Genomic DNA, 23,018 nt, shown 5'->3' with positions numbered 1-23,018 from the left:
GCTCCCTTCTACTTTCTTCGGTCCCTGCTATCGCGGCCGGCGGCAAAGCCGCCGAGTCCGCTTGGGTGTGCGAAGGAAGAGAGAAAGGGCGCGGCGGAGCCGCGTCGTCGAAGCTGCTCGGATGGCCTTAGGGCCATCCGCCAGCCCGGCCGGGCGCTGCGGCGAGTCCGTGGCCGGCACGGCCACGGCCGCCTTGGCCTCACTTCTGCCGGCGGATGAAATCGCGGATGTCGGTGGAGAGCTTCAGCCGATCCTGCTGCCGCACATACATCATGTGGCCGGCGTCATAATAATGATACTCGACCCGGTCGGTCGGCCAGCCGGGGCGGTTCATCGAATATTCGGCCATGTGGAACGGCGTGGCGAAATCATACCAGCCCTGGCCGACCCAGACCTTCAAGTGGCTGTTTTCGCGCATCGTACGCGCCAGGCCAGGGGCAACGTTGATATAAGAGTCGCGGCCATTGCCCAGCCGCCAATCCCAGCGGCCGACACCGCCGATGGAAACATAGGAGCGATCGGTCTTGTAACCGAGATCACCGCGCAGATAGGCGTTCACCGCCGCTGGATAGGAGGCATCGATGCCATAGAAGCTGGGATCATTGTCAGGGGTTTCGCCGGCATTGTCATAATCCTTGCCGGTGTAGCGCGCGTCCAGCCGGCCGATGCTTAGGCCGCGGTCGCGCAGCAGTTCCTTGTAGAAGCGGCCGGGCGTGACGCGCAGATTGGCCTGTTCGAGATAGGTTTCGCTGAGGCCGGTGAAGCGGGCGAGCTGCTTGCGGATGGCGGCGCGTTCATCGGCGGGCAGGCTGTTGCCCTTGATCAGCGCGGTGATGTAGGGGCCGCCCGCAAAGGCGCGGGCTTCGGCGGCCCAATCGGCGACATTGGCGGGCTTGTTCGCCACCTTGCCGTGATACCAGGCGGCGGTGGCATAGCTGGGCAGCAGGCCCATATATTGCATTTCATTGCCTTCATCCTCGGCCTCCAGCCCGAAATCGAGGATGGTGGAAATCAGGATGACGCCGTTCAGCGCGACGTCATTATACTGCCGGTTGAGCTCATAGGCGACCGCGGCAGAGCGGGTGGTGCCATAGGATTCGCCGCCGAGGAATTTCGGCGCGTTCCAGCGGTTGTGCTCATTGAGCCACAGGCGGATGAACTCGGCGACCGATTTGGCATCGCTGGTGACGCCCCAGAAATCCTTGGGATCGGTCTTGCCCAGCGCATGGCTCCAGCCCGTTCCCGCCGGATCGATGAACACCAGGTCAGCGACATCGAGCAGGGATTCAGGATTGTCGGTGATGTCATAGGGCGGGGCGCCATCGTCCTTGGCATCGGGGATATTCACCCGCTTCGGCCCGAAGGCGCCCATGTGCAGCCACAGGCTGCCCGAACCGGGGCCGCCGTTGAACAGGAAGAACACCGGCCGGTTCGGTTCGGGCGCGTCCTTCAGATAGGTGGTGGAGAAAATGGCGGCAGTGGGCTTGCCGTCCTTGTCCTTCAGGTAGGTTTCGCCGGCGATGGCGGTGTAGTTGATCTTGATGCCGCCGAACGTGCCGGCGCGCTTGGCGGTGACGCGGTTGGGGGCCGGGATGGCCTCCGCAGCCTTTTCGGCGGGCTTGTCGACGGTTTGCGCAACGGCCGGCAATGCGAGCGCGAGAGCCAGTGCGGCCAGCGAAATACCACGGACGATCATAGAGCCTCCCCAAACATGCGTTGGAGATAGCGATGCGTCGGAACGGGTGCAATCCATTACCCCTCTCCCCCTGCGGGAGAGGGAGGGGCCCGCGCCGCAGGCGTGGGAGGGTGAGGGGGTGCGAGGGTGGTCACCCGCAGCACCCCCTCACCCCGCTCGGCTATGCCGAGTCGCCCTCTCCCGCCCAGAAGCCATCGGGGGGAGAGGGGCCTTCTTCAATAATCCGCCGGCCCGCTCCACGCGATCGGCGGCGGCGTCACGGTCGGGGCGCGATCCGCGGGCGCGGGCGCGGCCGGCGCGGCCACGTCCTGCGCCAGGCGGCCCACGGCCCAGGCGCCCACCGCCACCGCCGCCAGCCCGAGCGGCGACACGCGGCTGAGCACGAAGGGCAGCGCCACCGCCGCGGCATTGCCGACCGGCCCCAGCCCGCCATGCGCCACGCGCGCGGCGATCTGGCGGGTGGCAACGGCGGCCAGCGAGCGGGTGACAAAACGGGTGATCAGCGCCATTTCAACTTCCTTCCAAACCAAATTACCAAATTGGGGCGCGAAGGTTCATTGCGCCAGTCTCGCGCTGGGCGATCCGCCGCGCTATGGCCACATCATGCCGGAAAAGTCCCCAAACACGGCCGATGCGCTGTTGCGGCTGTGGCTGCTCGCCGAACTGGCCATGGCCGGGCTTCATGCTTGGCAGGGCTGGCTCTTGTGGCCCTACCCCGGCGATTGGGCCGCGCCACCCACCCGCCGCGCCGTGACGGTGGTGGAGGGCTTGTCCCTGTTCCTGCTGGTCCCGGCGCTGATCGTCGTCGCCGGGCGCTGGCGCGCCACACGCGACCGGCAACTGGGCGGGTGGGGGTTTGCCTATGGCATCGCCTTGGCGTTGTCGTCCGCGGCATCGGCCATGGCCGACACGCTGGGCGCTGTGCGGGGGATGTTCTTCGCCGATGGCCTGATCGCGCTGATGGCGGTGCCAATCGCGCTGCGGGCGCTCAGGGCGTCAGCTTGACCGCGCTGCTGGCGCCAGACAGCGCATCGAGCGCCGTCACCCAACCCGCGCCGGCCGGCACTTCACCCGCGAACCGTCCGGTCTGCCCCGCAAAGCTCAGCGGCACCCGCTTGTCGCCCACCCAGGCATCGATGCGGAAGCGCTTGGCATCCCACAGCGAGCCGGGCGCGATCGGGCAGCCGCACAGCATCGACACATCGGCCACCACGCGCCCGCCCTCACGCTTCGCGGTCAGCGCCAGGCCGGGCAGCTCCACCACCCAGCCATCACCGGCAATCGGCTGGCCGGGGATCAGCCAGCGCGTGGTGGTGAGCGACACCGCGGTGCCGGCGGGCTTCAGCGGGCCGTTCACCGTCAACTGCAACTGCGTCGGCACATCGATGTCGAGCATGGTGGCAAAGGTCGCCACGCCTTCGGTGGCCAGCCGTTCGCCGCGCGGCGCACCATTCATGATGCGCGCGGTGTCGCCGGTGCCGCCGATCACCTTGCCCTGCTTCACCGTCTTGCCGGTGGCGACATCGACCAGCGTCACCTCGACGCCGCCCATGCCATCGCCGATGAACTTGGCCCCCTGGGACAGCACGCGCACCACCACCGGGGTGGGAACGGCAAAGGCCGGCGCGGCAGCGAGCAGGGCGGCAACGGCGAGGATCTTCTTCATGTCAGGCCTCCAGAAAACGGGCAGCAGCGCTGCGGATTTCGGCATCGCGTTGGCCGATACGGGTGGTGTTGATCGCCTGCACCTGCGCCAATATCTCCGGCCGGGCGCTGGCCGGGGTACCGCCCGGTGCCTGGTCCGGATCATATTCCAGCGCCAGCCGCAGCACATCGGCCAGATCGCGGCCGTGCAGATGTTCGGCGATGCGAAAGGCGAAATCGATGCCGCTGGTGACGCCGCCGGCCGTGATGATGTTGCCATCGATCACCGTGCGCTCCGCCACGAACTGCGCGCCGAACGCCCCGAGATAATGGCCCCAGGCCCAGTGGCAGCCGGCGCGGCGGCCCACCAGCAGGCCGGCAGCAGCGAGGATCAGCGATCCGGTACACACGCTGGTGAGATAGCGAAGGCCCGGCGCCTGCGCCCGCAGCCAATCCAGCACCACCGCGTCGTTCATCACCGCCGAACAGCCAAAACCGCCCGGCACGCAGAGCAGATCAAACTGGCCGGCGTCGGCCATGGTGATGGTGGGCATCAGCGCCAGCCGGCAATCGCTCATCACCGGGTCCAGCGTGGCGGCCACATAATCCACGGTCGCACCCGGCAGGCGGCTGAGCACCTGCGCCGGCCCGGTCAGATCGAGCTGGGTGAGATTGTCGTAAAGCAGAAAGCCAATGCGCACGGGTTTGCCTCCGGTCACCCTTGCCATAGCCCGGCTTGGTGCGCTTCACCAGCATCTCTGCCGGCCTGCCGCATTGCAGCATGGCAGGCCCTGTGATAGGCCGCGCGTCCTGCAACAAGTGGGCACCTGCATGTCGAACCACGGCGCACCGTCCGCAGCCGCTCAGACCGATCACGGGCACTCCCAATCGCTGCTCAAGCTGGCGGTGGGTGCTGTCGGTGTGGTGTTCGGCGATATCGGCACCAGCCCGCTTTATGCCTTCAAGGAAACCTTTGGCGGCCACCACAAATTGGCGGTGGATGGGCTGCATGTCTTTGGCGTCGTCTCGCTGATTTTCTGGACAATGATGCTGGTGGTGACCCTGAAATATGTCATGGTCATCATGCGCGCCGACAATCGCGGCGAGGGCGGATCGCTGGCGCTGCTGGCGCTGATCTCGCGCCTGTCGCCGGGGGACACACGCTCGGCGCAGTTGATCCTGCTCGGCGTGCTGGCCACCGCACTGTTCTTTGGCGATGCCATCATCACGCCCGCCATGTCGGTGCTGTCGGCGGTGGAGGGCATCACCGTGGTCGAAGCCAGCATGGCCCCCCTGGTGGTGCCGATCGCCATCACCATCCTGCTGGCGCTGTTCTTCTTCCAGAGCCGCGGCACCGCCAAGGTTGGCGCCATCTTTGGCCCGATCGTGCTGGTGTATTTTGCCACGCTGGCGGTGCTGGGGGTGGTGAACATCCTCACCTATCCCGGCATCCTCGCCGCGCTGAATCCCTGGCATGCCGCCGCCTTCATCCTCGATTCGCCGCTGGCCGCCTTCCTGGCGCTGGGCAGTGTCGTGCTGGCGGTGACCGGCGCGGAGGCGCTCTATGCCGACATGGGGCATTTCGGCCGCAAACCGATCCGGCTGGCCTGGTATGCGCTGGTGCTGCCGGCGCTGATGATCAACTATCTCGGCCAGGGCGCGCTGCTGATGGTCACTCCGGAAGCGGTGGCCAACCCGTTCTTCCTGATGGCGCCGGAATGGGCGCGGCTGCCGCTGGTGGTGTTGGCAACGCTGGCCACCATCATCGCCAGCCAGGCAGTGATTTCGGGGGCGTTTTCCGTCACGCAGCAGGCGATTCAGCTGGGCTTCCTGCCGCGCATGAAGATCGTCCACACCTCCGCTTCGGCGTTCGGGCAAATCTACATTCCGGCGGTGAACTGGACGCTGCTGGTGCTGGTGATGGCGCTGGTGTTCGGCTTCCGGTCTTCGTCCAACCTGGCTGCGGCCTATGGCATCGCCGTGACCGGCACGATGTTCATCGATACGCTGCTGCTTGGCGTGCTGGTGCTCACCATCTGGCGTTGGCCGATGTGGTGGGCGGCGCCGCTGCTTGCCGTGTTTGGCATTGTCGATTTCGCCTATTTCGCCTCCAATCTCACCAAGGTGCCCGATGGCGGCTGGTTCCCGCTGGTCATCGGCCTTATCGGCTTCACGGGTCTTACCACCTGGTCGCGTGGCCGCGCGCTGATGCAGGAACGGTTGCGCGATTCATCGATGCCGATCGAGGTGTTCATCAAATCCGCCGCCGCCGCCGCCACCCGCGTGCCCGGCACCGCGGTGTTCATGACAACATCGCCGGTGGGGGTGCCGCAGGCGCTGCTGCACAATCTGAAACACAACAAGATCCTGCACGAACGCATCATGATCCTGACCGTTGCGATCGAAGAAGTGCCCTATGTGTCCGACGAGGATCGCATCGGGGTGCGCGAACTGGGTGGTGGTTTCTATCGCATCCTCATCCGCTATGGCTTCATGCAGGAAATCGACATTCCGGCCGTGCTGAAAACAGTGGAAAATTGCGGGCCGAAGCTGAAGATGATGGAAACCAGCTTTTTCCTGTCGCGGCAGACGCTGTTGGCCAGCGACAAACCCGGCATGGCGATCTGGCGCGAACATCTGTTCAGCTGGATGATGCGCAACGCTGAAAGTGCGATGGATTTCTTCAAACTGCCGACGAACCGCGTGGTGGAACTGGGCAGCCAGGTCGAAATATGATCGTCCGCTGCAGAGGGTTGCACGGATTTTGCGCCAGCCAACTGTGATCGTACTGATCTTGTCCCATTGTTCAAACGCAGGCCACCGCTGCGCTTTGGTTGATCAACATCACAACCTCAATTGCAAGCCTACGTCATGCGATCACTGATGATCCGCAACATGTCATCCAAGCGCCTCTAGATGATGGCATCGACACTTCATCCTCCGGGACTTGCTCGGATAGATCGATATTGGAGTACTCCAGAAAAATTCTGCAAATTATCGGCAGGCACGCCGCTGGGTGTTTATTGAAAGCCAATTCACCCGGATTTTGGCGCGACCACATGACGATCTTCTATACCAAAGGATCAAACCCGACGAATCCGATGTCAATTGCAATTTCTTCGTGATAAACTTCCTACGGTGGGTTAATGCGAGACGGTGTCCGGGTGGAAGCGCCCGTCGCCGACAAGCAGTGTTGAACCGGGGGCCTGATGCTTAACACACGCACGAAACCTGCGCTGGCGAAGTCGCTTGCGGATGACCTCATCGCCCAGATGACCGACGTGGTGCTGGTGATGGGTTACCCCGGCTTCGAGCTCATATACGCCAATGATGCCGGCAATGCCTGGCTGTCGCGCGCGATGGGATTGGATGATCCCGCCGGCGTCGATCTGCGCAAGAGCATCAACAATGCAAAACAGACCAACTGGAAGGCCTATTTCGACGAGGTGCTGGCAAACGGCACCTCCGAACATCACCATATCGGTGCAATGGGACGGCGCTGGCATCTGCGCCTCAAACGCCAACCGGCGCAGGGCCCTTGCACCAGCATCACCTTGACCGCATCAGACATGACCGATCTGGCCGATGCGCGGGACCAGTTGCAGCACAGCGATCTCCATTATCGCGTGCTGTTCGAAACCATGAGCACCGGCGTCGTCTATCACCATGCCGATGGCCGCGTGATCCGGGTCAACCCGGCGGCCGAAGCCATTTTGGGCTATAAAGAGGCCGACATGATCGGCTGGAGCCCGTTGCAGGGTGAATGGCATGTGATCCGGGAAGATGGATCGGTGTTTGCCGGCCGGGAACATCCGATCATGGAGGTGGTGCGCACCGGCATCGGGCTGGACAACCAATTGCTCGGCGTTCCCCACCCCGATGGCCGTCGCCGCTGGATCCGGCTCAGCGCCCGGCCCGTGCGGCGCGCCAGCGATGGCACCCTGGAAAATCTGGTGGTCAGCTTTCACGATGTGACCGAGCAGCAGGAGCTGCGCGAACAGACCAAAGCCTATCTTGCCCAGCAGGACCGCGCCCTCGAGCAATCCCTGTTGGCCATGGCGGAAATGATCGAGATGCGCGATCCCTACACCGCCGGCCACCAGCAGAATGTCTCCGGATTGGCCGATCGGATCGCCCGGGAAATGGGCCTCAGCGAGGAACGCTGCCGGATCGTCCGCCTGGCGGCGCTGGTCCACGACATCGGCAAGAATGCCATCCCGGTGGAACTGCTGGTGAAACCGACCGGCCTGTCCGCGTTGGAACATGATCTGGTCAAGCTGCATGTCGAGGCCGGTTATCAGGTGCTCAGCCGCATCCAGTTCGCGCAGCCCGTTGCCGATATCGTGCGCCAGCATCATGAACGGCTGGATGGGTCCGGCTATCCCTTCGGTCTTTCCGGCGACCAGATCCTGCTGGAAGCCCGAATATTGACTGTGGCCGATACAGCCGATGCGATGGTCAATCACCGGCCTTACCGCCCGGCGCTGGGCCTGGACGCGGCGCTGGCCGTTCTGGAGCAGGCGGCCGGCACCCATTATGACCCTGACGTGGTCGCTGCCTTCAAGCGCACGCTGAAACGCGCCTGACCCTCCGCCCCTCCCTCAGCCAAGAGGTGGCGTTGCCGCCATTTGCGCCTATGACAGGCGCAAACAGGAGAAACCAAGCCATGCCCCGTGAAATCCGCCTTGCCGCCCGCCCCGTCGGCGTGCCCGCCGCCACCGATTTCGACCTGGCCGAAAGCGCGCTTGCCGGCCCCGGCGACGGCGACGTGCTGGTGCACAACAAATTTATGAGCGTCGATCCCTACATGCGCGGCCGCATGTATGACCGGCCAAGCTATGTGCCGCCGTTCGCGCTTGGCGAAGTGCTGCAGGGCGGCGCCGTCGGCGTGGTGGTGGAGAGCAAGAGCGACAAGCTGAAAGCAGGCGACATCGTCATGTCGATGTTCGGCTGGCGCGAGGCGTTCGTGGCGCCCGCGGCGGCGCTGGAAAAGCTCGACGTACCGTCGGGCATTCCGATGGAGGCCTTCCTGGGCGTGCTCGGCATGCCGGGCCTCACCGCCTGGGCCGGCCTCACCCAGATCGGCAAGCCCAAGCCCGGCGACGTGGTGTTCGTGTCAGGCGCCGCCGGCGCGGTCGGCAGCATCGTCGCCCAGGTCGCCAAGCTGAAGGGCTGCACCGTGGTCGCCACCGCCGGCAGCGATGAGAAATGCGAATGGCTCAAGGGCCTCGGCATCGATCATGTCATCAACTATCGCACCTGTGGCAGTCTGCTGGCCGCGGTGCAGGCCGCCGCGCCCAAGGGCATCGACATTTATTTCGACAATGTCGGCGGCGAGCATCTGGAAGTCGCCATCGAAGTCGCCCGCCCGTTCGCGCGCCTGATCGAATGCGGCATGATCTCCGCCTACAACGACAGCGAACCCGCGCCCGGCCCGAAGAATCTGATCCAGATCGTCGGCAAGTCGCTGATGATCCGCGGCTTCATCGTGATGGAATTCGCCGGCCTGCGCAGCGATTTCCTCGCCGAAGTCGGCCCCTGGATCCGCCACGGCAAGCTGAAATGGCAGGAAACCGTGCTGGACGGCATCGCCGAAGCGCCCAATGCCTTCATCGGCCTGTTCGAAGGCAAGAACACCGGCAAAATGCTGGTGAAGCTGTAGGACAGCCCGCTCAAAAAGGGACCCCGTCATGCTGGCGAAGGCCAGCATCCATAGTGCCGCCTGGGCCGTCCGCGCCGACCAAAGCCCGCGCTGCACAATGGATGCTGGCCTTCGCCAGCATGACGGGGTTTTTATGGCAACATCGCCCTACCCCACCGGCCGCCGCGCATTCATCGCCAGCGCCAGCGTGCCCTCATCCAGATAATCCAGCTCCCCGCCCATCGGCAGGCCTTGCGCCAGCTGGGACACCTTCACCCCCGTCCCGGCCAGCGCCTCGGCGACATAATGCATCGTCGCCTGCCCCTCCATGGTCGCCGACAGTGCAAGCACCACCTCGCGCACCTCCCCGTCACCGGCGCGCGCAATCAACGACGGGATGGCCAGATCATCCGGCCCCACCCCATCCAGCGCCGACAAGCGCCCGCCCAGCACATGATAACGCCCGGAAAACAAATGCCGCCCATCCAGCGCCCACAGATCGGCGACGTCGGCAACCACGCACAGCAACGAAGGATCGCGGCGCGGATCGCGGCAGATGCTGCACGGATCGCGCGTCTCGACATTGCCGCACACCCCGCACACCGTCAGATTGGCCGCCACGGCGCGCAGCGCATCCAGCAGCGGCACCAACGCCACCTCCCGCCGCTTGATCAGATGCAACACCGCCCGCCGCGCCGACCGCGGCCCAAGGCCCGGCAGCCGGGCCAGCGCATTGGTCAGCGCGTCGATCTCAGGGGAAGCCATGAGCCCCTTATCGGTGAAGCTTTTTACCCGCGCAACCTGTGCGCGCTTTGACACGAATGTTGCGGTCTCAGGCTTTGCGCGGTGCAGCATCTCGGCTAGACCGGTGCGACAACTTGTCAAAAATCACACACAGGAAACAGCGCCATGACCGCCATCGGGCACGACAGCCTCAACACCCGCCGCACGCTGAACGTCGCTGGCCAAGGATATGCCTATTACAGCCTGGAGGCCGCGGCCGCGCAGTTGGGCGACGTGTCGCGCCTGCCCTATTCGATGAAGGTGCTGCTCGAAAATCTGCTGCGCTTTGAAGATGGCAGCACGGTGAAGGTCGCCGATGTGCAGGCGATTGTCGATTGGCAGGGGCCGCGCACGTCGAACCATGAGATCAACTATCGCCCGGCTCGGGTGCTGATGCAGGATTTCACTGGCGTGCCCTGCGTCGTCGATCTGGCGGCGATGCGCGATGCCATCACCAAGCTGGGCGGCGATCCGGTGAAGATCAATCCGCTGGTGCCGGTCGATCTCGTCATCGATCACAGCGTGATGGTCGATGAATTTGGCAATCCGCAAGCCTTTGAAGACAATATGGCGCTGGAATATGCCCGCAATCTGGAACGCTATGAATTCCTGCGTTGGGGCAGCAGCGCGCTGAAGAATTTCCGCGTGGTGCCGCCGGGCACCGGCATCTGCCACCAGGTGAACCTCGAATATCTCGCCAAGACGGTGTGGTCATCCGAAGACACGTCCGGCGCGATGGTCGCCTATCCCGATACGGTGGTGGGCACGGACAGCCACACCACGATGATCAACGGCCTCGGCGTGCTCGGCTGGGGCGTCGGCGGCATCGAGGCGGAGGCCGCGATGCTGGGCCAGCCGGTTTCGATGCTGATCCCCGAAGTCGTCGGCTTCAAGCTGACCGGCAATCTGGCCGAAGGCGTCACTGCCACCGATCTGGTGCTCACCGCCACGCAGATGTTGCGCAAGAAGGGCGTCGTCGGGCGCTTTGTCGAATATTATGGCCCCGGCCTCGATGCGCTGACGCTCGCCGATCGCGCCACTTTGGCCAACATGGCGCCGGAATATGGCGCCACCTGCGGTTTCTTCCCGGTCGATACCAAGACCATCGATTATCTCGTGCTGTCGGGCCGCACGCCGGAAAATGTCGCGCTGGTCGAAGCCTATTCCCGCGCCCAGGGGCTGTGGCGCGATGCCGACACGCCCGATCCCGTCTTCACCGACACGCTGGCGCTTGATCTGGGCAGCGTGATGCCCAGCCTCGCCGGCCCGCGCCGCCCGCAGGACAAGGTCCTGCTGTCCGATGCCAAGCCGGCCTATGAACGCGAACTCGCCGGCAGCTATGGCAAGGCCGACCAGATGACGCAGCGGGTGCCGGTGGCCGGCGCCAATTATGATATCGGCCACGGCGATGTCGTGCTGGCCGCCATCACCAGTTGCACCAACACCTCCAACCCCGCCGTGCTGGTCGCTGCCGGCCTGGTGGCGCGCAAGGCGCGCGCGCTCGGCCTGAAGAACCAGCCATGGGTGAAAACCAGCTTCGCGCCGGGTTCCAAGGTCGTCACCGATTATTTCGACAAGTCCGGCCTGTCGGCGGACATGGACGCGCTGGGCTTCAACCTGGTCGGCTATGGCTGCACCACCTGCATCGGCAATTCCGGTCCGCTGCCGGAGCCGATTTCGGACGCGATCAACAGCAATGATCTCGTCGCTTGCTCGGTGTTGTCGGGCAATCGCAATTTCGAAGGCCGCGTGTCGCCGGATGTGAAGGCCAATTATCTGGCCAGCCCACCACTGGTCGTCGCCTATGCGCTGGCTGGCACCATGCGCAAGGATCTGACCGTGGAGCCGATCGGGCAGGGCACCGATGGCCCGGTCTATCTGAAGGACATCTGGCCGACCAACGCCGAAGTCGCCGGCATGGTGATGGCCAATGTGACGCCGGAAATGTTTGCCGCGCGCTATGCCAATGTGTTCGATGGCGATGAACGCTGGCAGGCCGTGCAAGTCGAAGGCGGCGCCACCTATCGCTGGAACCCGGCCTCCACCTATGTGCAGAACCCGCCCTATTTCGACGGCATGACCATGACGCCGACGCCGGTGGCCGACATCATCGGCGCGCGCGCGCTGGCGATGTTCGGGGACAGCATCACCACCGATCACATCAGCCCGGCCGGCAGCATCAAGCAGGCGAGCCCCGCCGGCCGTTATCTGAACGAGCGCCAGGTTTCGACCGCCGAGTTCAATTCATACGGCGCACGGCGCGGCAACCATGAAGTGATGATGCGCGGCACCTTTGCCAATATCCGCATCCGCAACGAAATGGTGCCGGGCGTGGAGGGCGGCGTGACGCGCCATGTGCCGACGGGTGCGCAGCTCGATATCTATGATGCGGCACAAGCCTACAAGGCGGATGGCACGCCGCTGGTGGTGATCGCCGGCAAGGAATATGGCACCGGCTCCAGCCGCGATTGGGCGGCCAAGGGCACCACCCTGTTGGGCGTGCGCGCGGTGATCGCCGAAAGCTTCGAGCGCATCCACCGCTCCAACCTGGTCGGCATGGGCGTGTTGGCGCTGGAATTCGCGCCGGGCACCGATCGCAAGACGGTTGGCCTGACCGGCACGGAGACCTTCGAGCTGACCGGCCTCGATGATCTGAAACCGCGCCAGATGCTCACCGTGCGCTTCACCCGCGCCGATGGCAGCAGCGGTGATTTCCAGGTGCTGTGCCGCATCGATACCGAGCAGGAGCTGGAATATTATTATGCCGGCGGCATCCTGCCCTATGTGCTGAGGAAGCTCGCCGCCTGATGGATTATCTGCCGTTGGCGGTGGAGATCGCAGGCTGGACGGGGGCGGTGCTGGTGCTGATCGGCTTTGCGCTGGTCAGCGCCGGGCGCATCGAGCCGCGCGGTGCGTTGTTCCAGTGGCTGAACTTGCTCGGCGCGGCCGGCTTTGTGGTGAACAGCGGCTGGCACGGCGCCGTGCCGTCGTTCGTGCTCAACATCATCTGGTGCGCGATTGCGGCCTTCGCGCTGCTGCGGTTGCGGCGGGCGTAGCCCTCAGGCCCGTTCCAGCAGACTGCCCTGAATCCGGCCCCACACCGCCATCGGCCAGCCCCGCGCCGCGGCAATCGCCACCAGCTTGCTGGACGGGTTGGCGCACAGCACGCTGCCACCGCTGGCCAGCGCCAGTTCGAAACAGGGCAGATCGCTGTGATGGTCGCTGGTGAAATGCACCATCGCGCCGCTGAGGCCCTCGCGCACCAACCAGGCTTCCAGCGCGGCCGCTTTGGCGGCGCCGTAATTATTCTCGCCATCCAGCGCCGGCAGCACATTATCGCCCACCCGCACCGCTTCGGTGGCGATCACATCCGCCACGCCCATGCGTTCCGCGATGGCCCGCACATAATAGCCATGGCTGGCCGAGGCGATCACCACCCGCCGTCCGGCCAGGGCATCGGCCGCGATGGCGAGTCGCGCCGGCGCCAGCGCATGCGCTGCCACGAAGGCTTCGGCAAAATCCGCGGCCACCGCCGCCAGTTGCGCCGCCGGCACGCGGGCCCCGATCAGCCAGCGATGCGACCAGGCCTTCAAGGCGCCGCGTGACATCAGCCCCAGGCCGTGTGCCGCCCCGCCCAATAGCACCAAAGGCAACAGCAACAGTCGCCACGGCGCGACGCGTTGCATCCAGAAGCGCAGAAATGGCACCCAGCTGCCGGTATCGGTCAATGTCCGATCCAGATCATAAACCGCAATTTCGATGCGGGGAGGGGGCATTGCGACACTTGGCATTTGCGATGCGATAGCCCAGTTTGCGCTCGATGGTTATGGATAAGCTTTGGGGCGTCGATTGGTCCCCGGCAGAACAGGCAGACGCGCGCGTCGTGCTGTCTGGCCGGCTGACGCTCGATTCGATTACCGAGCTGGATGATGCGCTCACCGATCGTCGCCCCGCGGGCAGCGGTCTGGCCATCGATCTGAACGGCGTGACCGGCATCGACACCGCTGGTGCCTGGGCGGTCAACGGCCTGGTGCAGCGCTGGAATGAAGCCGGTGTGCCGGCCCGGCTGGAAGGCGCAGCGCCGGATGTGGAGCGCTTGGTTGGCGCGCTGATCGTGCGGCCGCTGCGCGTGGTGCGCCGCGCGCGGGGCAACCCCCTCATCGATCGGCTGGAACGCATCGGCCGCGCTGTCACTGCGCAAACGAAGAATGTCGCATCCTTTGTCGGCTTTCTCGGCGAGGTGCTGGTGGTGCTGGGCCAGACGCTGATCGGCCGGCGCCGGCTGCGCGGCCATGCCGTGATCCACCAGGCCGAAGCCGTCGGCGTGAGTGCGCTCGGCATTGTTGGCCTGTTGCTGTTCCTCGTTGGGCTGGTGGTGGCGCAGCAGGGCGCGGTGCAGCTGCGCCAGTTCGGCGCCGATATCTTCACGGTCAACCTGATCGGGCGGGCCACAACGCGCGAACTGGGCATCCTGCTGACGGCGATCATGGTGGCGGGGCGATCGGGATCGGCGTTTGCCGCGCAGATCGGATCGATGAAGCTGAATCAGGAAATCGACGCGCTGCGCACCATCGGCCTTGATCCCATCGAAGTGCTGGTGATCCCGCGGGTGATCGCCGCTTCGCTGATGATGCTGGGCCTTGCCTTTTATGGCAGCGTCTGCGCGCTGATCGCCGGCGGACTGTTTGTGTGGGGGGAACTGGACATGCCCCCCGGCGCTTATCTGTTGCGATTGCAAGAGGTGATTCCGCTGTCGGATTTCGTCATTGGCATGGTCAAGGCGCCAGTGTTCGGGTTCATCATCGCGCTGATGGGCTGTTTCCACGGCTTCAACGTCACCGGCAATGCCGAATCGGTCGGCAGCAGCACCACGCAGGCGGTGGTCGAATCGATCTTCGTGGTGATCGTGTTCGATGCGCTGTTCGCGTTTTTCTTCAGCTTTCTGGGTTACAACTGATGGATGCCCAGAACGCCAGCCTGTCCCCAACCCTGCCCGACACGGCCGATGTCGCGGTGCGCGTGCGCGGGTTGGTGACTGGCTTTGGCGACAAGCTGATCCACGACGGCCTCGATCTCGATGTGGCCAGGGGCGAGATTCTCGGCCTGGTCGGCAGTTCAGGCAGCGGCAAATCGGTGCTGATGCGCAGCATCATCGGTCTGCAAACGCCGCGCGCCGGCACCATCGCGATTTTCGGCCAGGATGCACTCGATCCCGACCCGGATGCGCAGCGTGCGCTGCGCCGCCAATGGGGCGTGCTGTTTCAGGAAGGCGCGCTGTTTTCCGGGCTGACCGTGGCGGAAAACATCGAAGTGCCGATGCGTGAGTATCTGACGCTGTCGGATGCGGTGCTGGCCGGGCTGGCGGCAGCACGGTTGCGGCTGGTCGGCCTGCCGGCCGATGCCGGCGCGAAGTTCCCGTCCGAACTGTCGGGTGGCATGAAGAAGCGCGCCGGCCTGGCCCGCGCGCTGGCGCTCGATCCGCCGTTGCTATTCCTTGATGAGCCCACCGCCGGGCTGGATCCGATTTCAGCCGCCGGCTTCGATGAACTGATCAAGGTGCTGAAAGAAACGCTGGGGCTGACGCTGTTCCTGATCACCCACGATCTCGATACGCTGATCGCCATCTGCGACCGGGTGGCCGTGCTGGGCGAGGGCCGCGTGCTGGCGTGCGGCACCATCGAACAGCTGCGCAAATTTGATCATCCCTGGGTGCAGGAATATTTCGCCGGCGCCCGCGGCCGCGCCGCCGCCAGCGGCACGCCGATCGCAACGAAAGCAGCCTGATGGAAAAGCGCAGCAATTTCGTCCTTGTCGGCGCGGTGGCGCTGGCCATGGTGATCGGCATCTTCGTGATGGTCGTCTGGCTGTCGCGCTATTCCGGCGGCGAGCATCAGGATTTCGACATTTTCTTCAAGCAATCGGTGAACGGCCTGGCAGTAGGATCGCCGGTGGCATTCAACGGCGTGCCGGTGGGCAAGATCACCGAAATCCGCATCCCGCTGGAATCGCCACAACTGGTGCGGGTGCGCATCCAGGTGAACGAGGATGTGCCGGTGCTGAAGGGCACCACCGCCGCTGTGGAAGGCGTCGGCTTCACCGGCGTGTCGCAGATCCAGCTGCGCGGCGTGATGCAGGGGGCAGAGCCGATCACCGAACCCGGCCGCTATGGCGTGCCGGTGATCCCGGCACGCACCGGCGGGCTGGGCGAACTGCTCAACACCGCGCCGGAGATCGTCGCCAATGTCGCGAAACTCACCGATCGGCTGAATGATGTGCTGCGCGACGAAAACCGGCGCGCCTTGAACGGCATGCTGAAGAACCTGGATGTGACCACGGCGGCGCTGGCCAAAAGCGCGCCGGACCTCGCCGCCGCGCTGACCGAGGCCCGTAGCACCATGGCCGCTGCCACCGCCGCGCTGCAACGCGTGGACGCGCTGGCGGCATCGGGCCAGACGCTGGTGGAAAGCGATATCCGCCCGCTCGCCGCCGATCTGCGCCGCGCCGCCGCCAGCACACAGGCGACCATGGCCAAGGTGGAGGCCATTGCCGGCAATGCGCAGCCGGCGGTAGACATGCTGTCGAACCAGACCCTGCCGGAAGTCACGCAGCTGATCCGCGAATTGCGCGAAACCAGCAGCCGGCTGGGCGCGGTTGCCGCCAAGCTGGACGAAGACCCGGCCGGCACGCTGATCGGTGGCCGCACCTTGCCCGAATATCAGCCACCAAAGGAGGACCAAAAATGATCCGAGCCCTCCTGCCCCGGATGCTGCTGTTTTCGCTGGCGCTGGCGTTGGCCGCCTGCGGCCCGCTGGTGCAGATCGGCGGCAATGCCCCGGCGCCGGCCGCCCTGCTGGTGCTGCGCAGCGACGCGCCGCCGCCGGCCTGGACCGGCCCGACGGCGCTGGCCGACACGCTCGCCATCGCCGTCCCCGATGTGCCGGCGGAATTGCAGACGCTGCGCCTGCCGGTGCAGCTGGATGGCGCCAGCGTGCAATATCTGGCCGGCGCCAGCTGGTCCGAACAGCCCAACCGGCAGTTTCAGCGCCTGCTCGGCGATCGGCTGGCGGCGGCCGGCATCCCCGTGCTCGATTCGCGCGGCGGCAATGTCGCGGCGGCCCGCGTGCTCACCGGGCATCTGCGCGAATTCGGCCTGGATGTGCGTGGGGACGCCAAGGTGCGCGTGCGATATGACGCGCAACTCGCCGGCCCGCGCGGCACCGGGACCGTCGCGCTGAAAAGCTTCATCGCCGAAGAACCGGCGCCCAGCCAGCAGCCGGCGGCGGTGGCCGCGGCGCTGTCGCGGGCAAGCAACCGGCTGGCGGCGGACGTGGCGGCGTGGGTGAAGTTGTAGGAACAGCCCCACCCAAATTCACCGGTTGCCCATCGCCACCGCCCGCCTACAAAGGGCAAAACCAGGGGAGCCACCACCATGCCGTTCATCCGTCCTGATGTGCATAACCTGCTTGGCATGATGGCCGCGCAGCCCGGCCCGCCGCTCAGCGCGCTGTCCCCACAAGAAGGCCGCGCGATGATGAGCGGCATGACCCAGATGCTCGAACGGCCGCGCGGCGAGATTGCAGCCACTGATCTGACCATCCCCGGCGACATCAAGGCCCGGCTCTACACGCTGGCCGACGCCGACCCGGCTGGGCCAGTGCTGGTGTATTTTCATGGCGGCGGCTGGGTGATCGGCGATCTTGATACCCATGATCCCCTGTGCGCGGACATCGCCCGGCTGTTGGCGATGCGGGTTGTTTCGGTGGATTATCGCATGGCACCCGAAGCGGCCTTTCCGGCGGCCATCGACGATTGCATGGCGGCCACACGCTGGGCCGCCGGGTCGCCGGCCGAATTGGGCGGCGCCGTTACGGGCGTGATTCCGGCCGGGGACAGTGCCGGCGGCAATCTGGCCGCCGCGGTTACCAACGCGCTGCATGGGCAATTGCCCGTGCCGATCCTGGCGCAATGGCTGATTTATCCGGTGACCGACATGACCGCGACGGCGGGTTCGATGGCCGAATTCGCCGATGGCTATGTGCTGACCGCCGATGCGATGGCGTGGTTCATCGGCCTGTACATGGCCGGCAGCGAAGCCAGTTTGCGTGAGCCCCACGCCAGCCCGCTGTTTGCCGAAACGCTGGCCGGCCGGCCGCCGACCCTGATCAACACCTGCGGCCTCGATCCGTTGCGTGATCAGGGCCGCGCCTATGCCGCCCGCCTGATCGAACATGGCGTGCGCGTCAGCTACCGCGAGGCCGCCGGCCAGATCCACGGCTGCTTCACCATGCGGCAGGGCATCCCGAGTGCGCATGATGATCTGCTCGGTTGCATCGCCGATCTGAAGCTGCTTTTGGGCCGCGCATGACCCCCTCTGCTGCCCCACGCGAACATCCCTCCGGCCTGCCCTATCGGCCCTGTGTGGGGGTGATGCTGGTCAACGCCGAAGGCCTGGTCTTCACCGGCCAGCGCCTCGATCAGATGGTCGAGGCCTGGCAGATGCCGCAAGGCGGCATCGATCCCGACGAAGACCCGTATGACACGGCGCTGCGCGAATTGTGGGAGGAAACCGGCGTCGATCCGGCGCTGACGCAGCTGCTCGGCGAAACGCCGGACTGGCATTATTATGATCTGCCCGACGAACTGATCGGCAAGATCTGGAAGGGCAAGTTCGCCGGCCAGCGCCAGAAATGGTATGCGCTACGCTTCCTGGGCACGGACGCAGACGTGAACATCGCCACCGCCCACCCGGAATTCCGCTCGTGGCGCTGGAGCCCGCTCGACTCGCTGGTCGAGATGGCGGCGCCGTTCAAGCGCGCGCTTTATGCCGACGTGATCGGCGTGTTGCGGCCCCACCTGTGAACCGGCGCGCGGGTCTGCGCGCGCTTTTCGCCCTGCTGCTGGGCTTGATACAGCCGGCCAGCGCTGCCGAGCCCGACCTGCGGCTGGGCGGCACCATCACCGGCGCCGATCATCAGCATTTCATCGCCGCACCCTTTGCGGTGCCGGCCGGAGTCACCGCGTTCAGCGTCGATTTCGCCTATGATCGCAGCGGCGGCACGGTGATCGACCTCGGCCTGTTCGAACGCGGGCGTTTTCGCGGCTGGAGCGGCGGCAACAAGGCGCAATTCGTGGTAGGGGACACGGTCGCGACGCCATCCTATCTCGCCGGCCCGGTTGAGGGGCGCCGCTTCACCCTGTTGATGGGGGTCCCCAACGCCAAGCCGGGCAGCCGCACCGACTGGCGCGCCGAAATCCGCTTCGCACCCGCCGCTGCCCCGCTGCGCAGCGGCCCCGGCTGGTATCGCGGTGATCTGCATGCCCACAGCGGCCACAGCGATGGCGTGTGTGCCAATGATGCCGGCGTGCGCGTGCCCTGCCCCGTCTATCGCAGCGTCGAAGCCGCCGCCCGCGCCGGCCTCGATTTCCTCAGCGTCACCGATCACAACACGGTCTCGCACCTGTCCGAACTGGCGGGCCTGCAACCGGCGTTTTCGAAATTGCTGCTGATCCCCGGCCAGGAGGTGACGACGTTCCAGGGCCACGCCAATGTGCTGGGCTTCACCGCGCCGGCCGAATTCCGCATCGGCACGCCGCAATTCCCCGATGGCGCCGCCTGGGGCCGCGCGATGGCCAAGCTGGGCGGGGTCTTCTCGGTCAATCACCCGGCGCTGCCGTCGGGCGCAGCCTGCATGGGCTGCGGCTGGACGCTGGCCAACACCGATTGGCGCGGCATCACCGCCATCGAGATCGCCAACGGCGGCGCCATGGCCATCACCGGTGGCCGGCTCGATACGCCATTGTCTGGCATCAAGTTCTGGGAATTGCTGCTCAACGCCGGCCACCACCTGGCGCCGATCGCCGGCAGCGACAATCACGATCCGACGCTCGCCGCGCCCGACGCCCGCGCCATCGGCCGCATCGTCACCGCCGTCTGGGCCGACGCGCTTTCCACCCAAGCCATCTTGGCCGGCCTGCGCAGCGGCCGCGTGTTTGTGGACGTTGACGCCGCTGCGGGGCGGACGCTCGACCTGTTCGTGATCACGCCCGCCGGCAAAATCCCCATGGGCGGCACAGCCCACCTGCCGACCGGCGGGGTGCTGCCGGTCGAAATCGCCCTCACAAGCTGCACCAATTGCACCGTTACGCTGATTGTCAACGGCACGCCCCAGCCACCGCGCACCGTCAGCGGGCCGGACACCCTCCTGGCCATGGATGCCCCCACCACCCGCCCCGGCTGGCTCCGCGCTGACGTGCGCGATGCGGCGGGCCGGCTGGTGCTGGTCGGCAATGCGGTGCATGTGGCGGCGCGTTAGAGCGCACCATGCGTGCTGCCGCGCTGTCGCTGCGGCCAGTCGATCGGCTCCGCCCGCGGCACCAGCACGGCCAGACTGAACAAGGCGATCAACGGCATCCCGGCCGCCAGCGCAAAGGCGGCATTGTAGCTGCCGGTCGCATCGATGATGGCCCCAGTGATCAACGGGTTGACGATGCCGGCGATGTTGCCAAAGCCGTTTTGGATGCCGGTCCATTTGCCCACGGCGCTGGGCCCGGCAAACATCTGCGCCATCATGTTGACGCAGACATGCATGATGCCGATCCCGAACCCGGCCAGCAGCAGCGCCGCGACAAGACTGAACTGCGTGTCTGACAGCGGAATGCCGGCCAGGCCTGCTGCGGTCAGCACCGTGCCGAGCATGGCACCGATCCGGCGCACCGGCCCCGGAGCCAGGCCGCGCTGCAACAGGCGATCATTCACCTTGCCGCCGATCAGCGCTGCCACCGCCTGCGCGGCAAAGGCCAGCGCGCCGATCCACGCCATGTCGGCCAGGCTGTAATGGCGCACGTCCACCAGCCACAGCGGCAGCCAGGTGACGAGGAAATACAGGCCGAAGCCCCAGCACACCTGCGCCAGCGACAGTGACAGGGCCGCGCGGGTCACCAGAATCTGCAGGTAAGTCGGGCCGCTGCCGCCAGCCGCGCCATGGACGATCGGCGGCGGCAAGCGACGGATTGTAACAATCCACGGCACCAGCCACAGCAGCGAGGCAACGCCCACGATGGCAAACAGCCAGCGCCAATCCAGCGCCGCCAGCAGCAGCCCGCCGGCCAGTGTGCCAAAGGCCGGACCCAGCGCCAGGCCGATCGACAGCGCCGCATTGGCCTCCCCCTGCCGGGCGGCATCGACATGATCGACAATCAGCTTGAACAAGGCCGGAAAGGTGACGGCCTCCCCCACCGCCAGCAACAGGCGCAGCAGCACCAGCGCCAGCAGGCCATTGGCCAACCCGGTCAAGGCCGTCGCCAGCCCCCACAGGCCGAGCCCCGCCGCCAGCAGCCAGCCGGCATGGCTGCGCCCGACCAGCCAGCCCGCCACCAATTGGCCAGGGGCATAAACCCAGAAGAAGGCGGACGCTGCGAGGCCATATTGGGTGGCGGTCAGCGCCAGATCGGCCTTCAGCCGCGGCGCGGCAATGCCCAGCGTGCCGCGATCGACATAGTTGATGAACACCGCCAGGCCGATCAGCCAGACCAGTGCGGTTACCGCCCGCGTGTTCGCTGCCGCCATGTCCCGAACCCCCGATGACAGAGCCTGGGGGTGGCCATGGATCGAGTCAAGCGACGGTCAGATCAACCCCGCCAACGGGCTCGACGGATCGGCATAGCGCCGCTTGCCCATACGCCCGGCGCGATAGGCCAGCCGGCCGGCTTCCACCGCTTGTTTCATCGCGCGCGCCATCAGGATCGGGTCCTTGGCTTCGGCAATCGCCGTGTTCATCAGCACGCCGGCGCAGCCCAGTTCCATGGCCACGGCAGCGTCCGATGCCGTGCCCACCCCAGCATCGATCAGCACCGGCACCTTGGCGTTCTCGACGATCAGGCGCAGGGTCACCGGGTTCTGGATGCCCAGACCGGAACCGATCAGGCTGCCCAGCGGCATGATCGCGGCGGCGCCCAATTCTTCCAGTTTCTTGGCGGCGATGGGATCATCGGCGCAATAGACCATCACCTCGAAGCCATCCTTCACCAATATATCGGTGGCGCGCAGCGTTTCGGCCATGTCGGGATAGAGGGTGCGGGCTTCGCCGAGCACTTCGAGTTTCACCAGATTCCACCCCCCCGCCTCGCGCGCCAGGCGCAATGTGCGGATGGCATCGTCGGCGGTGAAGCAGCCGGCGGTGTTGGGCAGATAGGTGAAGCGCTTGGGATCGATGAAATCGGTGAGCATCGGCGCATTGCGATCGGTGACATTCACCCGCCGCACCGCGACCGTGACGATCTCCGCGCCCGAAGCCTCCACCGCGGCGGCATTCTGGGCATAATCCTTGTACTTGCCGGTGCCGACGATCAGGCGTGATGTGAAGCGGCGGCCGGCGACCTCCCAGCCATCGTCATCAGCGGAGTCACTTTGGCCACCACCGACGAAATGCACGATTTCCAGCGCATCACCCTCGGCCAGCGCCACATCGGCGAACGAGGATCGCGGCACGATGCTCAGATTGCGCTCCACTGCCACCTTCTCGGCCGGCAGATCAAGCTCGTGCAGCAGGTCCGCCACGCTGCATCCGTCCGCAACCCGGCGCGGATCGCCGTTCAGGATGATCGTCATCATATCGTCGCCGCCGCCAAAATTGCCGCGCGCAGTTCCGGGATGCCCAGGCCCTTTTCGGCCGAGGTGGCAAACACTTGCGGATAGGCGGCAGGATGGATGCGGCTGGCGTTCAGCGTTGCCTCGGTCAGCGCCGCCAGCGCGCTCGGCTTGATCTTGTCGGCCTTGGTCAACACCACCAGGAAGCTCATCGCCGCCTTGTCGAGCAGGCTCATGATCTCGCGGTCCACCGGCTTGATGCCGTGGCGGCTGTCGATCAGCACCAGCACCCTGCGCAGCACGACGCGGCCGCGCAGATAATCGAACACCAGATGTTTCCATTGCCGCACCACATCCTTGGGCGCTTCGGCAAAGCCATAGCCCGGCATGTCCACCAGCCGGAACTGCACAGGCTCGCCCACTTCGAAGATGTTCAATTCCTGCGTGCGCCCCGGTGTCACCGAGGTGCGCGCCAGGCCATGCCGCCCGGTTATGGCATTCAGCAGCGAGGATTTGCCCACGTTCGAGCGGCCGGCAAAGGCGATCTCCGGCACATCCGGCGCAGGCAGGAATTGCAGTTCCGGCGCGGACAGCAGGAAATTGACTGGCCCGGCAAAGCGCCGGCGCGCCAGTTCGATCAGCTCATCCTGTTCGGCTTGTTCGTCCAC

The 23,018-nt window shown here is 65.7% G+C and carries 22 protein-coding genes; 13 read left to right on the top strand and 9 right to left on the bottom strand.

The features are described from left to right. Positions 1-199: 199 nt before the first annotated feature. Together AC6UUM_RS04870 and AC6UUM_RS04865 are read right to left on the bottom strand one after the other, a co-directional pair. The gene (locus AC6UUM_RS04870) at positions 200-1,696 is read right to left on the bottom strand and encodes a S10 family peptidase (RefSeq protein ID WP_500804212.1); all 1,497 of its coding nucleotides are present in this window, start codon (positions 1,694-1,696) and stop codon (positions 200-202) included. A 215-nt stretch (positions 1,697-1,911) separates the two neighbouring features. Then, on the bottom strand, positions 1,912-2,205 hold the full coding sequence (locus AC6UUM_RS04865; protein WP_500804211.1) for a hypothetical protein: 294 nt from the start codon (positions 2,203-2,205) through the stop codon (positions 1,912-1,914). Between the two features lie 94 nt (positions 2,206-2,299). Between AC6UUM_RS04865 and AC6UUM_RS04860 the strand changes: the two genes are divergently transcribed. Next, positions 2,300-2,701, top strand: a complete 402-nt coding sequence (locus AC6UUM_RS04860) for a hypothetical protein (protein WP_500804210.1) — start codon at positions 2,300-2,302, stop codon at positions 2,699-2,701. Here AC6UUM_RS04860 and AC6UUM_RS04855 read toward each other — a convergent pair. Further along, on the bottom strand, positions 2,685-3,362 hold the full coding sequence (locus AC6UUM_RS04855) for a hypothetical protein (RefSeq protein ID WP_500804209.1): 678 nt from the start codon (positions 3,360-3,362) through the stop codon (positions 2,685-2,687). The genes AC6UUM_RS04860 and AC6UUM_RS04855 overlap by 17 nt on opposite strands. A 1-nt stretch (position 3,363) precedes the next feature. After that, a complete protein-coding gene (locus tag AC6UUM_RS04850; protein ID WP_500804208.1) occupies positions 3,364-4,041 on the bottom strand; it encodes a DJ-1/PfpI family protein in 678 nt (225 codons plus the stop codon). Positions 4,042-4,171: 130 nt separating this feature from the next. On the opposite strand from AC6UUM_RS04850, the gene AC6UUM_RS04845 reads away from it, so the two are divergent. The 3 genes from AC6UUM_RS04845 to AC6UUM_RS04835 all read left to right on the top strand — a co-directional run bounded on the left by AC6UUM_RS04845 (position 4,172) and on the right by AC6UUM_RS04835 (position 9,002). Then, on the top strand, positions 4,172-6,076 hold the full coding sequence (locus tag AC6UUM_RS04845) for a potassium transporter Kup (protein WP_500804207.1): 1,905 nt from the start codon (positions 4,172-4,174) through the stop codon (positions 6,074-6,076). Positions 6,077-6,549: 473 nt separating this feature from the next. After that, positions 6,550-7,926: an HD domain-containing phosphohydrolase gene (locus AC6UUM_RS04840; RefSeq protein WP_500804206.1), complete on the top strand. Its 1,377-nt coding sequence runs from the start codon at positions 6,550-6,552 to the stop codon at positions 7,924-7,926. Positions 7,927-8,006: 80 nt separating this feature from the next. After that, positions 8,007-9,002, top strand: a complete 996-nt coding sequence (locus AC6UUM_RS04835) for an NADP-dependent oxidoreductase (protein WP_500804205.1) — start codon at positions 8,007-8,009, stop codon at positions 9,000-9,002. 147 nt (positions 9,003-9,149) lie between these two features. On the opposite strand, the gene recR is transcribed toward AC6UUM_RS04835, so the two are convergent. Then, a complete protein-coding gene (gene recR / locus AC6UUM_RS04830; protein ID WP_500804204.1) occupies positions 9,150-9,746 on the bottom strand; it encodes a recombination mediator RecR in 597 nt (198 codons plus the stop codon). A 144-nt stretch (positions 9,747-9,890) separates the two neighbouring features. Between recR and acnA the strand changes: the two genes are divergently transcribed. Both acnA and AC6UUM_RS04820 read left to right on the top strand, forming a co-directional pair. After that, positions 9,891-12,572 (top strand): aconitate hydratase AcnA, encoded by a 2,682-nt coding sequence (acnA, locus tag AC6UUM_RS04825; protein ID WP_500804203.1) that lies wholly within the window; start codon positions 9,891-9,893, stop codon positions 12,570-12,572. After that, positions 12,572-12,820: a CBU_0592 family membrane protein gene (locus tag AC6UUM_RS04820; protein WP_500804202.1), complete on the top strand. Its 249-nt coding sequence runs from the start codon at positions 12,572-12,574 to the stop codon at positions 12,818-12,820. Before acnA ends, AC6UUM_RS04820 begins: the two co-directional genes overlap by 1 nt. Before the next feature lie 3 nt (positions 12,821-12,823). On the opposite strand, the gene AC6UUM_RS04815 is transcribed toward AC6UUM_RS04820, so the two are convergent. After that, positions 12,824-13,540 carry an HAD family hydrolase gene (locus AC6UUM_RS04815; RefSeq protein WP_500804201.1) on the bottom strand — a complete coding sequence of 239 codons (717 nt, stop codon included), beginning with the start codon at positions 13,538-13,540 and terminating at the stop codon, positions 12,824-12,826. A gap of 50 nt (positions 13,541-13,590) precedes the next feature. Between AC6UUM_RS04815 and AC6UUM_RS04810 the strand changes: the two genes are divergently transcribed. From AC6UUM_RS04810 to AC6UUM_RS04780, 7 genes are all read left to right on the top strand, one after another. Continuing rightward, positions 13,591-14,721, top strand: coding sequence for an ABC transporter permease (locus AC6UUM_RS04810; RefSeq protein WP_500804200.1), 1,131 nt, complete (start codon positions 13,591-13,593; stop codon positions 14,719-14,721). Next, positions 14,721-15,548, top strand: a complete 828-nt coding sequence (locus tag AC6UUM_RS04805; RefSeq protein WP_500804199.1) for an ABC transporter ATP-binding protein — start codon at positions 14,721-14,723, stop codon at positions 15,546-15,548. Before AC6UUM_RS04810 ends, AC6UUM_RS04805 begins: the two co-directional genes overlap by 1 nt. Continuing rightward, positions 15,548-16,507 (top strand): MlaD family protein, encoded by a 960-nt coding sequence (locus tag AC6UUM_RS04800; protein ID WP_500804198.1) that lies wholly within the window; start codon positions 15,548-15,550, stop codon positions 16,505-16,507. Before AC6UUM_RS04805 ends, AC6UUM_RS04800 begins: the two co-directional genes overlap by 1 nt. Continuing rightward, entirely contained in the window at positions 16,504-17,115 is a 612-nt protein-coding gene (locus AC6UUM_RS04795; RefSeq protein ID WP_500804197.1) for an ABC-type transport auxiliary lipoprotein family protein, read from the top strand. Before AC6UUM_RS04800 ends, AC6UUM_RS04795 begins: the two co-directional genes overlap by 4 nt. A gap of 78 nt (positions 17,116-17,193) precedes the next feature. Further along, the gene (locus AC6UUM_RS04790; RefSeq protein WP_500804196.1) at positions 17,194-18,129 is read left to right on the top strand and encodes an alpha/beta hydrolase; all 936 of its coding nucleotides are present in this window, start codon (positions 17,194-17,196) and stop codon (positions 18,127-18,129) included. Further along, positions 18,126-18,623, top strand: a complete 498-nt coding sequence (locus tag AC6UUM_RS04785) for an RNA pyrophosphohydrolase (protein ID WP_500804195.1) — start codon at positions 18,126-18,128, stop codon at positions 18,621-18,623. Before AC6UUM_RS04790 ends, AC6UUM_RS04785 begins: the two co-directional genes overlap by 4 nt. Further along, the gene (locus AC6UUM_RS04780) at positions 18,620-20,077 is read left to right on the top strand and encodes a CehA/McbA family metallohydrolase (protein ID WP_500804194.1); all 1,458 of its coding nucleotides are present in this window, start codon (positions 18,620-18,622) and stop codon (positions 20,075-20,077) included. The genes AC6UUM_RS04785 and AC6UUM_RS04780 overlap by 4 nt, the downstream gene beginning before the upstream one ends. On the opposite strand, the gene AC6UUM_RS04775 is transcribed toward AC6UUM_RS04780, so the two are convergent. Genes AC6UUM_RS04775 through yihA form a run of 3 tightly spaced genes read right to left on the bottom strand, consistent with a single transcriptional unit; the run spans position 20,074 to position 23,018 of the window. Then, on the bottom strand, positions 20,074-21,330 hold the full coding sequence (locus AC6UUM_RS04775; RefSeq protein ID WP_500804193.1) for an MFS transporter: 1,257 nt from the start codon (positions 21,328-21,330) through the stop codon (positions 20,074-20,076). The genes AC6UUM_RS04780 and AC6UUM_RS04775 overlap by 4 nt on opposite strands. Positions 21,331-21,387: 57 nt before the next feature. After that, positions 21,388-22,371 (bottom strand): sulfur carrier protein ThiS, encoded by a 984-nt coding sequence (gene thiS / locus AC6UUM_RS04770; protein ID WP_500804911.1) that lies wholly within the window; start codon positions 22,369-22,371, stop codon positions 21,388-21,390. Continuing rightward, positions 22,371-23,018, bottom strand: a complete 648-nt coding sequence (yihA, locus tag AC6UUM_RS04765) for a ribosome biogenesis GTP-binding protein YihA/YsxC (RefSeq protein ID WP_500804192.1) — start codon at positions 23,016-23,018, stop codon at positions 22,371-22,373. The genes thiS and yihA overlap by 1 nt, the downstream gene beginning before the upstream one ends.

It is taken from the genome of Sandarakinorhabdus sp. (assembly GCF_987265915.1).
Note: the sequence above shows the minus strand (reverse complement) of the source record. Positions and strands in the feature narration are given on the sequence as shown.

Excerpts from the sequence above, each read along its gene's own strand:
- AC6UUM_RS04805 (WP_500804199.1), top strand. The coding sequence starts at position 14,721 with ATGGATGCCCAGAACGCCAGCCTGTCCCCAACCCTGCCCGACACGGCC.
- AC6UUM_RS04775 (WP_500804193.1), bottom strand. The coding sequence starts at position 21,330 with ATGGCGGCAGCGAACACGCGGGCGGTAACCGCACTGGTCTGGCTGATC.
- AC6UUM_RS04860 (WP_500804210.1), top strand. The coding sequence starts at position 2,300 with ATGCCGGAAAAGTCCCCAAACACGGCCGATGCGCTGTTGCGGCTGTGG.
- thiS (WP_500804911.1), bottom strand. The coding sequence starts at position 22,371 with ATGACGATCATCCTGAACGGCGATCCGCGCCGGGTTGCGGACGGATGC.
- AC6UUM_RS04785 (WP_500804195.1), top strand. The coding sequence starts at position 18,126 with ATGACCCCCTCTGCTGCCCCACGCGAACATCCCTCCGGCCTGCCCTAT.
- AC6UUM_RS04820 (WP_500804202.1), top strand. The coding sequence starts at position 12,572 with ATGGATTATCTGCCGTTGGCGGTGGAGATCGCAGGCTGGACGGGGGCG.
- AC6UUM_RS04790 (WP_500804196.1), top strand. The coding sequence starts at position 17,194 with ATGCCGTTCATCCGTCCTGATGTGCATAACCTGCTTGGCATGATGGCC.
- AC6UUM_RS04800 (WP_500804198.1), top strand. The coding sequence starts at position 15,548 with ATGGAAAAGCGCAGCAATTTCGTCCTTGTCGGCGCGGTGGCGCTGGCC.
- AC6UUM_RS04810 (WP_500804200.1), top strand. The coding sequence starts at position 13,591 with ATGGATAAGCTTTGGGGCGTCGATTGGTCCCCGGCAGAACAGGCAGAC.
- AC6UUM_RS04845 (WP_500804207.1), top strand. The coding sequence starts at position 4,172 with ATGTCGAACCACGGCGCACCGTCCGCAGCCGCTCAGACCGATCACGGG.
- AC6UUM_RS04855 (WP_500804209.1), bottom strand. The coding sequence starts at position 3,362 with ATGAAGAAGATCCTCGCCGTTGCCGCCCTGCTCGCTGCCGCGCCGGCC.
- AC6UUM_RS04815 (WP_500804201.1), bottom strand. The coding sequence starts at position 13,540 with ATGCCCCCTCCCCGCATCGAAATTGCGGTTTATGATCTGGATCGGACA.
- AC6UUM_RS04835 (WP_500804205.1), top strand. The coding sequence starts at position 8,007 with ATGCCCCGTGAAATCCGCCTTGCCGCCCGCCCCGTCGGCGTGCCCGCC.
- AC6UUM_RS04870 (WP_500804212.1), bottom strand. The coding sequence starts at position 1,696 with ATGATCGTCCGTGGTATTTCGCTGGCCGCACTGGCTCTCGCGCTCGCA.
- acnA (WP_500804203.1), top strand. The coding sequence starts at position 9,891 with ATGACCGCCATCGGGCACGACAGCCTCAACACCCGCCGCACGCTGAAC.
- recR (WP_500804204.1), bottom strand. The coding sequence starts at position 9,746 with ATGGCTTCCCCTGAGATCGACGCGCTGACCAATGCGCTGGCCCGGCTG.
- AC6UUM_RS04840 (WP_500804206.1), top strand. The coding sequence starts at position 6,550 with ATGCTTAACACACGCACGAAACCTGCGCTGGCGAAGTCGCTTGCGGAT.
- AC6UUM_RS04865 (WP_500804211.1), bottom strand. The coding sequence starts at position 2,205 with ATGGCGCTGATCACCCGTTTTGTCACCCGCTCGCTGGCCGCCGTTGCC.
- AC6UUM_RS04795 (WP_500804197.1), top strand. The coding sequence starts at position 16,504 with ATGATCCGAGCCCTCCTGCCCCGGATGCTGCTGTTTTCGCTGGCGCTG.